Genomic DNA, 12,754 nt, shown 5'->3' with positions numbered 1-12,754 from the left:
CCGTCGACCTCTCCCTCAGGGAGAGCTGAAACCGGGCGCCCTTGCCGGGCGCCCGTTGGTGGTCACTGCGCCGAAGCCAGGGCCGGCAGCGGCTTGTCGGCGGTGTCGATCTTGACGATCACCGACATGCCGGGGCGCAGATCCGCAGCCGCGGGCTGGCCGCCATCGATCTCGATGCGCAGCGGAATGCGCTGGGCGACCTTGGTGAAGTTGCCCGTGGCGTTGTCCGGCTTGAGCACACTGAACTCCGAACCGGCAGCGGGCGCGATCTGCGACACGCGGCCGTTCAGCTCGACGTCGCCGAGACCGTCGACCGTGAAGGTGGCGGGCTGGCCGACTTCGACATGGGCGAGCTGGGTTTCCTTGAAATTGGCGATGACCCAGGTTTTCGACGGCGTGATCGAGGTCAGCTGCGTGCCGGCGGCCGCATATTGTCCAAGCCGCGCCGCGACCTCGCCAAGCCGGCCATCGACCGGCGCGACGATGCGGGTGTTGCCGAGGTTGATCTGGGCGAGTTCGACCGCCGCCTCGGCGCTGGCGACGGCGGCTTCGAGGGAGCTCTTGCCGGCGTCGATCAGAGCGAGGTTCTGCTCGGCGATCTGCACCGAGGCTTCCGCCTGGGCGACCATCGACTGCGCCTGCAGCCGCGCAACGCGGGTCTGGTCGCCGGAGGATTGGGTCGAGAAACCGCGATCGACCAGCGTGCCAGTGCGCTTGTCGTCGAGCTCGGCCTTCTCCAGCCCGGCCTGCGCGCTTTGCCGCTGCGCCTTGGCGAGGTCGAGGCTTGCCTGCTTGGCGAGGCGGTTCTCGGCGAAATTGGCGAGCGCCGCCTGCTGCTGGACCAGGGTCGCCTGGGCCTGAGCCAATTGCTGGCGATAGATGCGGTCGTCGATCTGCACGAGCAGGTCGCCCTTCTTGACGCTCATATAGTCCTGGACCGGAACGGCGACGACATAGCCGGCGATCTGCGGGCTGAGCAGCGTGACCTGGCCTTTGACATAGGCGTTGTTGGTGGTCTGCACCGACGAGGCGAAGGGCGGCAGCTGCCAGGAATAGAGCACGAGCAGCACGCCGAGAATGCCGACGGCAAGCGCGGCGAGGGTGGTTCTGGATTTGAAGATCGACTGGATCTGCATGATGAACACTCGATTCTGATAACCGTCAGGCCGGGGTGAGCGCGGCGAGGCGGGTGGTGCGATAGCGGACATAGGCGGTGTGGGCGGCCAGCAGGGCGATGCCGGCCAGCGCGACGTAGAAGATCAGCAGGAACATGTCCTGGTAGGCGAGGATGCTCGCCTCCTGGCTGGCCAGCTTGCCGAGTGCAACGACGCCTTCGGCATTCTGGAGCGCTGGATCCGGCAACACCTTGGAATAGGCGGCGCCGTAGGCGCGGATGCGCTGGGCGACGAGCGGATCCTGCAGCGTCAGGTGCTCGACGATGACGCTCGAATGGAACTTCTCGCGCACCGTCTGGAAGGTCCCGAGAATGGCGGAGGCCAGGATGCCGCCCATGCTCTGGGTGCCGAGGAAGACGACGAGGAAGCTCAATATGCCCATCGGCCCCCTGGCTATCGCCTTGCCGAAGCCCACGAGCAGAGCGGGCGGCAGGAACATCGCGCCGGCAAAGGCGATCATGGCCTGGCTGACATAGAACTGCTCCGGCCGGGTCAAGTTGGTGACGCGCGAATCCATCCAGGCGCCGGCGGCGATCAGGATCAGCGCCGCCAGATGCAGGCGCGGGCCATTTGCCGGGCTGATGACGCAGGCCGTGAACAGATAGCCCGCCAGCGTCGCCGCTAGGATGATCGTGAACAGCGGGATCAGCTGGTCGTTCTGCAGGCCGATCGAGTTGAACAGGCCGATGGCGCCGACCGACTGTTCGGACAGCAAGAAGCGGAACAGCAGGAACGAGCCCGTCAGCGTCAGCATGTCGTAGGACGACAGCCAGCGCAGGTCGATGATCGGATGGGCGCGGTGCCATTCGATGATGACGACGAGGGTGAGCGACGCGATCGAAACGGCGAGCAGCACGCCGATCCAGGGCGCATCGAACCACCAGTAGAGCCGGCCGACGGAAAGGACGATGGCGGTCGAGCCGAAGCCGGCGGCAATCAGCGGAAAGCTGATCCAGTCCTCCCGGTCGAACACTTTCACCCGCGGCGGGTGGGTAATCGGCAGGATGTAGATGACGGCAAGGCTCAGCATCGCCAGGCCCGCTTCGATCAGATAGAGCCCGTGCCAGTCGCCGAGTTCCAGCAGGTCCGGCGAGATCACGCGGGCAATGGGCACGGCCAGCTGGCCGCCCAGAACGCCGAAAGTGACGCCCAGCGTCAGCTTGCGGGCCGGCGGCAGCCATTCGAGCATGTAATAGAAGGCAAGCGTCGAAAGCGGCGCGGCGGCGATGCCCATCACGGCGCGCACGGCCAGCGCCGAGCGCAGATCGTTGCTGAACAGATGGGCGATGGTGACCAGCGCGTAGATGACGAGGCCGATCTCGGCGAAGCGGCGCAGGCCGAACTGGGTCCGCACCTTGTAGAGCAGCATGGTGCCGGTGATGTTGGTGGCCATGTAGGCGGCGGTCAGCCAGGCGATCTCGATCTGCGTCGCATGCAGCGGACCCTGCAGGCCCGTCAGGTTGGCGCTGACCAGATTGAGGCCGAGGCCCTGCGTCAGGCCCAGCAGGATCGAGGCGCCGGCATAGATGGCGGCGCGCAAGGGCGGCATCGGCACGAAGACGGGCGCGGCCGGAGGGGCCGGCGGCGCGACGATGGCGGCGGGGGCAGGCTGGACAGGAACGGGTTTCGGCGCCGCCGGGCCAGTTGCCTCGGGCCGCGGCGCCAGGGCGATCGCGTTGCTCATGATGCCGGCTCGACTTCCGTTTCCTTGGCGAGCGCCCGGCCTAGATTGTCGGAGAGAGCCACCAGGACCCGTTCCGCCACGTCGATATCCTGCGGCGAAATTCCTTCCAGCAGGCGCTCGCTCAGCGTGTCGGTCATGCGCAGGACGCGTTCGCCGATGGCCTGGCCTTCCGCCGTCAGGACCACGGCCTTGGCGCGGCGGTCGCCGGGCAGCGGCTGGCGCTGGACGTGGCCCGACTGCTCGAGCCCATCGAGCAGCCGCACGATGGTGGGATGCTCGACTTCCAGCGCGTCGGTGAGCTCCGACTGGGTGACGACATGCGACGCCGAGACCAGATGCAGCATCAGCCGCCCGCGCGACAGCGTCAGGTCGAGCGTCTTCAATTCGGAATCAAAACAGGTGCGCATGGCGCGGCTCGCCTGCGATAGCCGTCCCAGGAACGTCTTGGGCCGATTTTCATAGCTTACCATAACAGTCGCCTCGTACATTGTATGAAGCTACATATATGGAAGGCCTTACGATTTGTCGAGGGGTCTTTGTCGATCCTGAAGCCGTGGACGAGGGCGCGACTGTCCTGCGCTCCGTTGACAAGTGGGGGGGCCATGCGGGCATTTCGCCCTGATCAAACTATCGACTGAATTGTCCGCGAGGATGATTCTCGTCACCCTGTACCGTCTGCCGCTGGGATGCGCCCCTTATGTCCAAGTTCTATTTCGACGCGACCCAGCCCCTGCGGTGGGGGCCGCATCCCCCTGTAGGCATTCCCCGCGTCGAGAGCGCGCTGATCCGCCAGGTGCTGCGCCGCAAGGACCCGAACATCGCGTTCTACCTCGTCGAGGGCAGCGGCAAGGCGCGCATGCTGACTTCCGTGGAACTGCGCTATCTCGAGGCGCTGGTCGAGCGCCGCATCCCGTTCATCGAGGGCGTCGGAGACGCGCCGTTCCCGCAGCGGGTGATGACCGTCTACCAGGTGATCCGCGCCAGTGGCGGCTCCGCCGGGCGCGAACTGGACCGCGTGGCCGCCGGATACCTGGCCAATCGCGCCGGCCGTTCCGGCCTGCCGTTCGAGCTGGCGAAACTCGGCATCCGCATCGGCAAGCTCGTCTTCGCGGCCGGCGCCAAGAAGGGCGGGGCCAGCGAGGATCCGCTGTCCGACCCCCAGGCGCAGTGCTTCCTTTCGAATATCGGGCTGCATTCGATCGCCGGCCACCGGTCGGCCGAGGTCCGGGCGAAGGTCACGGCGATCCTGCATGACACGATCCCGCTCGACATGCCCGACCTCGTCCACAAGGGCCATGCCAAGTCCTTCGCCCGCGACTTCAAGTGGATGCAGGCGTGGTGCAGCCAGCTGGTCTGCGTCTCGGAATATTCGGCCCGAACGACCCGGGCGGGCCTGGAGGGCGAACGCCGGCCGACGGTCACCGTCAATCCGCTGGGATCGTTTCTGCGCGAGGGACTGGCGGGACGTAAGCCCGAGCCGGTGGAATCGCTGATCGGCACGAATTTCGTCGTCTATTGCTCGACGATCGAGATCCGGAAAAATCACATCACGCTGCTGCGGGCCTGGGAACGCCTGATGCCGCAGCTGGGCGACCGCATGCCGAAACTCGTCCTCTGCGGCCGATGGGGCTGGATGGTGGAGGAAGTCGAGCAGTATCTGGCCGATCATCCGGAACTGGCCGACAAGGTAACTTTCCTCTCGGGCATCAGCGATCCGCAACTGGCCTGGCTGTATCAGAACGCCCGGTTCGGCGTGTTTCCCTCGCTCGCGGAAGGCTGGGGCCTCGGCGCCGCCGAGTGCCTGGATTTCGGCCTGCCGGTTCTGATTTCCGACGCGCCGGCCCTCGCGGAGGCGACGCAGGGGCTGATGCCGGTTATCCCGGCGCGCGATCTGGAAGGCTGGATTGCGGCGATCGAGCGGGCGGCGACCGACGACGAATGGCTGGCGACCCTGCGATCCGCGATCGCGGCGCGCTATCATCCGACGTCCGAGGCCGACTTCGCGGCAGGCCTGCTGGCGCTGATGGAGCAACTCCCTGCCTCGGACGGCGCGGGCGCCGCCTTCGTGCCGGCGCCGGTCGTCCCCCTCGGCGGCGAAGTCGCCGCCGACCCGGCGGCGATCTAGTTTTTCAACCCCCCGCCTTCCGGTGTCTCGGGATGGCGCCAATCCGGCGTCCACGATCCGGGCGCGGCGTCACGCGCGTTGCCCCTTGGCAGCGCATCGACTAGAAGAGCGGCAACCTAATCCCTACATCCTGCCTCTTTGGCGAAGAGGGCCTTCGGAGCGAATTTATGGCGCGGCAGTTTATCTATTTCATGCAAGGTCTGACCAAGACCTATGTGGGCGGCAAGAAGGTCCTGGAGAACGTCCATCTCTCCTTCTATCCCGACGCCAAGATCGGCGTGCTCGGCCCGAACGGCTCGGGTAAGTCGACCCTCCTGAAGATCATGGCCGGGATGGACAAGGATTTCTCGGGCGAGGCCTGGGTGGCGCAGGGCGCTTCCGTCGGCTACCTCGCGCAGGAACCGAAGATCGATCCGACCAAGAACGTGTTCGAGAACGTCATGGAAGGCGTCGCCAAGAAGAAGGCGATCGTCGACCGCTACAATGACCTGATGATGAACTACTCCGACGAGACCGCGGAGGAGGGCGCCAAGCTCCAGGACATCATCGACAGCCAGAACCTGTGGGATCTCGAGAGCCAGGTCGAGATGGCGATGGACGCGCTGCGCTGCCCGCCCAGCGACGCCTCGGTGGAAAACCTCTCCGGTGGTGAGAAGCGCCGCATCGCGCTCTGCCGCCTGCTGCTCGAGCAGCCCGATCTGCTGCTCCTCGACGAGCCGACCAACCATCTCGACGCCGAGTCGATCAACTGGCTCGAAGGGCATCTGCGCGATTACCCCGGCGCCATCCTGATAGTCACCCACGATCGCTACTTCCTCGACAATGTAACGGGCTGGATCCTCGAGCTCGATCGCGGCCGTTCGATTCCGTACGAAGGCAACTACTCCGCCTATCTGGAGAAGAAGGCCAAGCGCATGGAGCAGGAGGGTCGCGAGGACATGACCCACATGAAGGCGATCGAGCGCGAGCGCCAGTGGATCCAGCAGTCGCCCAAGGCCCGCCAGTCCAAGTCCAAGGCCCGTATCAAGGCCTATGACGAGCTGGTCGAGCGGGCAGAGGGCAAGTCGCTGCAGACGGCGCAGATCGTCATTCCGGTCGGCGAGCGCCTGGGCGACAAGGTCATCGAGGTCGAGAACCTGTCGAAGAGCTATGGCGACCGCCTGCTGATCGACAACCTCTCGTTCAAGCTGCCGCCCGGCGGTATCGTCGGCGTGATCGGCCCGAACGGCGCCGGCAAGTCGACCCTGTTCAAGATGATCACCGGCGAGGAAAAGCCCGATTCCGGCTCGATCTCGCTCGGCGATACGGTCCAGCTCGGCTACGTCAACCAGGGCCGCGACGACCTCGGCTCGAACAAGACCGTCTGGGAGGAAATCTCCGGCGGCGCCGAAGTGTTCTATCTCGGCAAGAAGGAAGTGAACACGCGCGCTTATGCGGGCGCGTTCAACTTCAAGGGTGGCGACCAGCAGCAGAAGGTCGGCACGCTTTCGGGCGGCCAGCGCAATCGCGTTCACCTCGCCAAGCTGCTGAAGGACGCCAACAACGTCATCCTGCTCGACGAGCCGACCAACGACCTCGACACCGAAACCCTGGCAGCGCTGGAAGAGGCGCTCGAGGATTTCGCCGGTTGCGCCGTGATCATCTCGCATGATCGCATGTTCCTCGACCGTCTCGCGACCCACATCCTCGCTTTCGAGGGCGACAGCCATGTCGAGTGGTTCGAGGGCAACTTCGCGGAATATGAGGAAGACAAGAAGCGTCGCCTCGGCAACGATGCGGTCATGCCGCACCGGATCAAGTACAAGAAGCTGACGCGCTAGTCGCTTCGGCGTTGGGTTGATGCGGGCGGGTCGGTCCTATCCTTTCGGATAGGCGGACCCGCCCGTTCTTGTTTGGGCTGCCCGGAAACGGGCATCGTGGGGATGCGGCATGGTGCAGAAGGTGATCGGACTGATCGGCGGCCTGAGCTGGGAAAGCTCGGCCGAATATTACCGCATCCTCAACGAGGCGGTGCGCGGCCGGCTCGGCGGCCTGCATTCGGCCCGCATCGTGATGTGGTCGTTCGATTTCGCCGAGATCGAGGCGCTGCAGCATGTCGGGCGCTGGGACGAGGCGACAAAGTTGATGATCGACGCCGCCCGCCGGCTGGAGCGCGGCGGGGCCGATTTCGTGCTGATCGCCTCCAACACCATGCACCGCATGGCGGGTGACGTGCAGGCGGCGATCGATATTCCGCTGCTGCACATCGCCGACCCGACCGCGGAACGGATCCGGGCGGCGGGCGTCACGCGCGTCGGCCTGCTCGGCACCGCCTTCACCATGGAGCAGGATTTCTACAAGGGCCGGCTCGCCAGCGAGCATGGCCTCGAGGTTCTCGTTCCGGACGAGGCCGACCGCGCCGCGGTGCATCGCATCATCTATGAGGAGCTGGTGCAGGGGCGCGTCGAGCCATCGTCGCGCGAAACCTATCGCGCCGTAATGGCCCGGCTGGTCGAGCGCGGCGCTGAGGCGATCATCCTCGGCTGCACCGAGATCATGCTGCTGGTCGGGGCCGAGGACAGCACCGTGCCGCTCTACGACACGACCACGATCCACGCAGAGGCGGCGGGGGAGCGGGCGCTCGCCGAAGGCTGAGACCTCAGGCCGGCAGCACGATCGAGCGGTCCACCTCGTCTCGCTCGGCGGACTCCAGCGCGGCGAAGATGGCGTGGCGGTCGTCGAAGCGGTGGATGGCGAGCCGGTGCTGGCGGCCGATGCCCTGCGGCCAGTGCGGCGGGATCGGATCGCCCTTGGCGGTCGCCCAGCCGAAATCGACCAGGGTCAGTCGGCCGTCGCGCACCATCAGGTTGTCGCACTTGATGTCGTTGTGGCAGCAGCCGACGGAGGCCAGCGCGGCGAGGATTGCCTCGGCCTGCTCGCGCCAGTCGGCAGGCAGGTTGTAACGCCGGGTGGGTTCGCCGACATATTCCATGCGCAACAGGCGCGGAATATGCCCCAGCAGCTTCGGCACGACGCCCGTCGGCGCCATGGCGGTCAGCCAGCGGATTTCGCGGCCCTCGATGCCGTGCTCGATGAAGCGGGCGAGCTTCTTGTGCACTTCCAGCCGGTTCAGGTCGATGCGCACCGTCGAGCTGGAATGCTGGTCGAAGTGGATCTCGTAGAGGTTCGACGTCTGGGGATCGTGGAAATAGGCGATCTTCGCGGCGGCCGGACTGGCCGAGCAGCTCACCGATTGCGCGTCGTCCTGCCCGTCATGCCGATGCAACACGGTTCGACCCGGCTCCACGGCGGCGAGATAGTCCAGCAGAGCCGGCGGCAGGGGAGGGCATCGATCGTTCATTGCAACGGTCGTAGCCATTTTCGCGGCAATGTCGACCGAATGTGTTGCTGCGCCGCCGAAGGCGGGGCGTGACGCACTGCAAATCGCAGCGTGCCCGACATTTGCGGAATAACAGCGGACGGCCCCGACCCGCGCTCTGCGGCGCAGCGGGCCAGGAACCGTCCGCCGCCCCACCGGCCCTGCCGGTATGGCGGTTGGCCCGTCGAGCGGGCGATGCTTTCAGCGAACGGCCCTGCCTGGGTCTAGGGGGGCAGGGGCAGGGCCGTTCGCCCTTCCTTGGCCCGGTTGAGGGGCTAAGGGTCCGGGTGTCCTTGCGTCGGGCCACGGGGGCTGCCGGGTGCGAGCAACGGGCAGCGGTTGGCTGCCATCGTCGCCTTGCGGGCGGCTGTTCCCTTGGCTTTGACTTGATTGGAGATTGTCATTCGGTCCCGTCCCTGTCTGTGATGCGCATCACAACATGGGTCGTCGCCAGGGCTGGTGGTTCAAACCAACGCGCGGGACAGGGAAGACTGTCATCCTATTGTCCGCCTGCGAGGCTATGCGGCACGGTACGAGAGCCTATTTCCTATCCGCGGAACGCAGGCGGACTTAAGGAGTTGGGCTGCGGCGCAGGAAATGAAAGAAGGGGGCCATCATGGATCAGCTGGCGTGGTCGGCGAGCCAATATGTGAAGTTCGAGGACGAGCGCACGCGCCCGGCACGGGACCTGCTGGCGCAGGTTCCCCTCGAAACCGCCCAGTCGGTGGTCGATCTCGGCTGCGGCCCCGGCAATTCAACGGAGCTTCTGGCCGAGCGCTTTCCGGGCGCCACGATCACCGGCATCGATTCGGCCCCGGACATGCTGGTTGCGGCGCGCAAGCGCCTGCCGGGCGTCACCTTCCTTGAAGCCGACATCGCCGACTGGGCGCCGGCCGAGCCCGTCGACCTGCTGTTCGCCAATGCGGTGTTCCAGTGGGTGCCCGAGCACCTCGCCGTGCTGGTCCGCCTGATGGAAAGCCTCAAGCCGGGCGGCGTGCTCGCCGTTCAGATGCCGGACAATCTCGGCGAACCCACGCATATGCTGATGGAAGAGGTGGCGCATTCCGGGGCATGGGCCAGCGCGTTCGCCAATCGCGGCATCCGCCGGCCGATGCTGCCGTCGCCGGCGGGGTATTTCGAAGCTCTCGGACCGAAATCCGCCCGCCTCGATGTCTGGCACACGATCTACAACCACCCGCTCGCCGATGCGGCGGCGATCGTCGAATGGGTCAAGGGGACGGGGCTGCGCCCCTATCTCGAGCCGATCCAGCCGGACCTGCGCGAGGCGTTCCTCGAAGCCTATCTGGAGCGGATCGCCGCCTGCTATCCGCCGATGTCGGACGGACGAGTCCTGCTGCGCTTCCCGCGCCTGTTCCTGATCGCGGTCAAGGCATAGCCGGCCGTCAAAGAGGCAGCCGGCGGGCCAAAGGGGCTTGAGGCAGGGCGCTACTTGACGATGCAGACGCCGTTGGCGCCGTGCTTGCCGGTGTAGGACACGTTCGCCGTGCCATCGGGGTTGATGGCCAGCGAGATGGTCACGCCGCTGCCCTTGGCCTCGAAGTAGTTGTCGTTGAACTTCTTCAGCTTGCCTTCCTTGCCATTGATGTAGATCGGGCCGCCCTCGTCGGCGTGGACTTCTATGTTCATCGGGCAGGTGGCGTTGACCAGGGGGATCTTGGCTTGAGCCGGACCTCCGACGGTCAGTGCGGCGAGGCTGGCAGCGGCGAGCAGCGTGTATCGCATCGTGTTTCCCTTTCCGGTTTGGACCCGAATTCAACTAGGTCGCCGGGATCGGGTTGCCACCACCCCTTTGTCAGGAGATGGCCAAGGCTGGCACGGCCCTCGCCGCCGTGTCGACGGTCGGCGCCGTGTCGGAGGCAGCTTTCACCAGCAGGCGGCCGATCGCCTCGAAATCGGCCCGGCGCGGCGACGAGCGTCGCCAGACCAGCCCGATCTCGCGCTGCGGCTCGGGCGCGCTGAAGCGCGAGAGCGCGATGCGCTCGTCGCGCGCTTCGATCGGTACGCACATTTCCGGCAGCAGGGTCACCCCATAGCCATTGGCCACCATCTGCATGATGGTGGAAAGGCTGGCGGCGCCAAAGCCGTTCATCTTCTCCGAGCGCGGAATCCGGCAATAGGTGAGCGCCTGGTCGCGCAGGCAGTGGCCTTCTTCCAGCAGCAGGAGCCGGTCGGGCGGGATCATGTCCGGGCTGCTGAAGGCGGCGGCGGAGGCCGGCATGCCGGCCTGGGTCGCGAGCAGGAAGCGATCGACGAAAAGCGGCAGGCTCTCGAAGCCCGAATCGCCTGCCGGTAGGGCCATCAGCACCACGTCGAGTTTGCCCTGCGCCAGTTCGTCGACCAGCACGCTGGTATGCGTCTCGCGCAGTTGCAGTTCGAGCGCGGGATAGGTGTGCTGGACCAGCGGCAGCGCCTTGGGCAGGAGATAGGGGGCGATCGAGGGAATCACGCCGATGCGCAGTGGCCCGGACAGCACGCCGCCACCATGGCGGGCGTAATCGGTCAGGTCGCGCACTTCGCCCAGGATGCGGAGCGCCCGCCGCGCCACTTCCTCACCCTTCGGTGTCACGGCGATGCGGCGCGAGCCGCGCTCCAGCAGCGGTACACCGAGCGTCGCCTCGAGTTCACCGATCTGCTGCGACAAAGCCGGCTGCGTCACGGCGCATTCGGCCGCAGCCTTGCCGAAATGCAGGTGGCGCGCCACAGCCTCGAAATAGCGCAACTGCCGGAGCGTGATCACGATTTTTGCCGTTTGGAATTGATCCAGATCATGGCCGATAAGTTATTCTTATCGATAGTCGCATTCAATATGATTTGGAACCGGTCTAATCGCATGGCATCTTGCGGCCATGTCGAAGGCGGCTCGAATGTCGCCAAATACCCTTGGAGGGCGCCATGACAGACAAACTAACGACAACGGCCGGCGCGCCGGTTGCAGACAACCAGAACTCCCTGACGGCGGGGGAGCGCGGACCGGTCCTCCTGCAGGATTGGCAACTGGTCGAGAAGCTTGCGCACCAGAATCGCGAGCGGATCCCGGAGCGCGTGGTCCATGCCAAGGGCTGGGGCGCCTATGGCACGCTGACCGTCACCGGCGACATCTCGAAATATACCAAGGCCAAGGCGCTGCAGCCCGGCGCGCAGACGCCGATGATCGCACGCTTCTCCACGGTGGCCGGCGAACTCGGCGCCGCCGACGCAGAGCGCGACGTGCGCGGCTTCGCCCTCAAGTTCTACACCGAGGACGGAAATTGGGACCTCGTCGGCAACAACACGCCGGTGTTCTTCGTCCGCGATCCGCTGAAGTTCCCCGACTTCATCCACACGCAGAAGCGCCATCCCAAGACCAATCTTCGCTCGCCGACGGCGATGTGGGATTTCTGGTCGCTGTCGCCCGAGAGCCTGCACCAGGTGACGATCCTGTTCTCGGATCGCGGCCTGCCGACCTCCGTGCGCAAGATGAACGGCTACGGTTCGCACACCTATTCGTTCATCAACGCCGAGAATGAGCGCTTCTGGGTCAAGTTCCACTTCAAGACGCAGCAGGGCCACGAACACTGGACCAATGCGGAAGCCGCCGATGTCGTCGGCAAGACCCGCGAATCGACGCAGGAAGACCTGTTCGGCGCGATCGAGAAGCATGAGTTCCCGCGCTGGACCGTTCAGGTCCAGGTGATGCCGGAAACGGACGCCGACAAGACTTCCTACAACCCCTTCGACCTCACCAAGGTGTGGCCGCATGCCGAGTATCCGCCGATCGACGTCGGCATCCTCGAGCTGAACCGCAATCCGGAAAACTATTTCGCGGAGATCGAGCAGGTCGCCTTCTCGCCGTCCAACATCGTTCCGGGCATCGGCTTCTCGCCGGACAAGATGCTGCAGGCGCGCATCTTCTCCTATGCGGACGCCCACCGTTACCGGCTCGGCACGCATTACGAGGCGCTGCCCGTCAATGCGCCGAAGGTTCCGGTGCATAACTACCACAAGGACGGGGCGATGCGCTTCTTCCCGCCGGCGACCAACAACGACGCCTATTACGAGCCGAATTCGTTCAACGGCCCGAAGCAGGACCCGGCCGTCGCCGAGCCGCCGCTGAAGATCCAGGGTGATGCGGACCGCTATAACCACCGCATCGGCAATGACGACTACAAGCAGCCGGGCGACCTGTTCCGCCTGTTCAATGCCGAGCAGAAGGACCGCCTGTTCAGCAATCTCGCCGCCGCCATGCAGGGCGTCCCGGTCGAGATCATCAATCGTCAGCTGGTGCACTTCTACCGCGCCGACCGCGAATACGGCATCGGCGTCGCGACCAAGCTCGGCCTGTCTGCCGAAGGGCTCGCAGCCGCAGCCGAGTAAGCCTGTCGACCCTGGATCGAAAGGGCGGCGCCTCTGCG

At 65.6% G+C, this 12,754-nt stretch carries 11 protein-coding genes; 5 read left to right on the top strand and 6 right to left on the bottom strand.

The window, feature by feature from the left end; all coding sequences use genetic code 11:
* Positions 1 to 62 precede the first annotated feature (62 nt).
* Genes ABIE08_RS09255 through ABIE08_RS09245 form a run of 3 tightly spaced genes read right to left on the bottom strand, consistent with a single transcriptional unit; the run spans position 63 to position 3,329 of the window.
* Positions 63 to 1,136, bottom strand: a complete 1,074-nt coding sequence (locus ABIE08_RS09255) for an HlyD family secretion protein (RefSeq protein ID WP_354550453.1) — start codon at positions 1,134 to 1,136, stop codon at positions 63 to 65.
* Between the two features lie 25 nt (positions 1,137 to 1,161).
* Positions 1,162 to 2,859: an MFS transporter gene (locus ABIE08_RS09250; RefSeq protein ID WP_354550452.1), complete on the bottom strand. Its 1,698-nt coding sequence runs from the start codon at positions 2,857 to 2,859 to the stop codon at positions 1,162 to 1,164.
* Positions 2,856 to 3,329 (bottom strand): MarR family winged helix-turn-helix transcriptional regulator, encoded by a 474-nt coding sequence (locus tag ABIE08_RS09245; RefSeq protein WP_354550451.1) that lies wholly within the window; start codon positions 3,327 to 3,329, stop codon positions 2,856 to 2,858. Before ABIE08_RS09245 ends, ABIE08_RS09250 begins: the two co-directional genes overlap by 4 nt.
* 227 nt (positions 3,330 to 3,556) lie before the next feature.
* Between ABIE08_RS09245 and ABIE08_RS09240 the strand changes: the two genes are divergently transcribed.
* The 3 genes from ABIE08_RS09240 (at position 3,557) to ABIE08_RS09230 (ending at position 7,618) form a co-directional block, all read left to right on the top strand.
* Positions 3,557 to 4,984: a glycosyltransferase gene (locus tag ABIE08_RS09240; protein WP_354550449.1), complete on the top strand. Its 1,428-nt coding sequence runs from the start codon at positions 3,557 to 3,559 to the stop codon at positions 4,982 to 4,984.
* Between the two features lie 167 nt (positions 4,985 to 5,151).
* Positions 5,152 to 6,804 carry an energy-dependent translational throttle protein EttA gene (ettA, locus tag ABIE08_RS09235; RefSeq protein ID WP_354550448.1) on the top strand — a complete coding sequence of 551 codons (1,653 nt, stop codon included), beginning with the start codon at positions 5,152 to 5,154 and terminating at the stop codon, positions 6,802 to 6,804.
* A gap of 109 nt (positions 6,805 to 6,913) precedes the next feature.
* A complete protein-coding gene (locus ABIE08_RS09230; RefSeq protein ID WP_354550447.1) occupies positions 6,914 to 7,618 on the top strand; it encodes an aspartate/glutamate racemase family protein in 705 nt (234 codons plus the stop codon).
* Positions 7,619 to 7,622: 4 nt separating this feature from the next.
* On the opposite strand, the gene ABIE08_RS09225 is transcribed toward ABIE08_RS09230, so the two are convergent.
* Positions 7,623 to 8,324 carry a phosphotransferase gene (locus ABIE08_RS09225; RefSeq protein ID WP_354550446.1) on the bottom strand — a complete coding sequence of 234 codons (702 nt, stop codon included), beginning with the start codon at positions 8,322 to 8,324 and terminating at the stop codon, positions 7,623 to 7,625.
* 643 nt (positions 8,325 to 8,967) lie between these two features.
* On the opposite strand from ABIE08_RS09225, the gene tam reads away from it, so the two are divergent.
* Complete coding sequence (tam, locus tag ABIE08_RS09220) at positions 8,968 to 9,738, top strand: trans-aconitate 2-methyltransferase (protein WP_354551637.1); 771 nt, start codon at positions 8,968 to 8,970, stop codon at positions 9,736 to 9,738.
* 50 nt (positions 9,739 to 9,788) lie between these two features.
* Here tam and ABIE08_RS09215 read toward each other — a convergent pair whose 3' ends face one another.
* Positions 9,789 to 10,085, bottom strand: coding sequence for a hypothetical protein (locus tag ABIE08_RS09215; protein ID WP_354550444.1), 297 nt, complete (start codon positions 10,083 to 10,085; stop codon positions 9,789 to 9,791).
* A 70-nt stretch (positions 10,086 to 10,155) separates the two neighbouring features.
* The gene (locus ABIE08_RS09210) at positions 10,156 to 11,100 is read right to left on the bottom strand and encodes a hydrogen peroxide-inducible genes activator (protein WP_354550443.1); all 945 of its coding nucleotides are present in this window, start codon (positions 11,098 to 11,100) and stop codon (positions 10,156 to 10,158) included.
* A gap of 155 nt (positions 11,101 to 11,255) precedes the next feature.
* Between ABIE08_RS09210 and ABIE08_RS09205 the strand changes: the two genes are divergently transcribed.
* Entirely contained in the window at positions 11,256 to 12,716 is a 1,461-nt protein-coding gene (locus tag ABIE08_RS09205) for a catalase (RefSeq protein ID WP_354550442.1), read from the top strand.
* The last annotated feature ends 38 nt before the right edge of the window (positions 12,717 to 12,754 follow it).

It is taken from the genome of Kaistia defluvii (assembly GCF_040548815.1).
In the GTDB taxonomy this organism is placed as follows: Bacteria; Pseudomonadota; Alphaproteobacteria; order Rhizobiales; family Kaistiaceae; genus Kaistia; species Kaistia defluvii_A.
Note: the sequence above shows the minus strand (reverse complement) of the source record. Positions and strands in the feature narration are given on the sequence as shown.

Excerpts from the sequence above, each read along its gene's own strand:
- ABIE08_RS09225 (WP_354550446.1), bottom strand. The coding sequence starts at position 8,324 with ATGAACGATCGATGCCCTCCCCTGCCGCCGGCTCTGCTGGACTATCTC.
- ABIE08_RS09215 (WP_354550444.1), bottom strand. The coding sequence starts at position 10,085 with ATGCGATACACGCTGCTCGCCGCTGCCAGCCTCGCCGCACTGACCGTC.
- ABIE08_RS09230 (WP_354550447.1), top strand. The coding sequence starts at position 6,914 with ATGGTGCAGAAGGTGATCGGACTGATCGGCGGCCTGAGCTGGGAAAGC.
- ABIE08_RS09240 (WP_354550449.1), top strand. The coding sequence starts at position 3,557 with ATGTCCAAGTTCTATTTCGACGCGACCCAGCCCCTGCGGTGGGGGCCG.
- ABIE08_RS09245 (WP_354550451.1), bottom strand. The coding sequence starts at position 3,329 with ATGGTAAGCTATGAAAATCGGCCCAAGACGTTCCTGGGACGGCTATCG.
- ABIE08_RS09250 (WP_354550452.1), bottom strand. The coding sequence starts at position 2,859 with ATGAGCAACGCGATCGCCCTGGCGCCGCGGCCCGAGGCAACTGGCCCG.
- ettA (WP_354550448.1), top strand. The coding sequence starts at position 5,152 with ATGGCGCGGCAGTTTATCTATTTCATGCAAGGTCTGACCAAGACCTAT.
- ABIE08_RS09205 (WP_354550442.1), top strand. The coding sequence starts at position 11,256 with ATGACAGACAAACTAACGACAACGGCCGGCGCGCCGGTTGCAGACAAC.
- ABIE08_RS09255 (WP_354550453.1), bottom strand. The coding sequence starts at position 1,136 with ATGCAGATCCAGTCGATCTTCAAATCCAGAACCACCCTCGCCGCGCTT.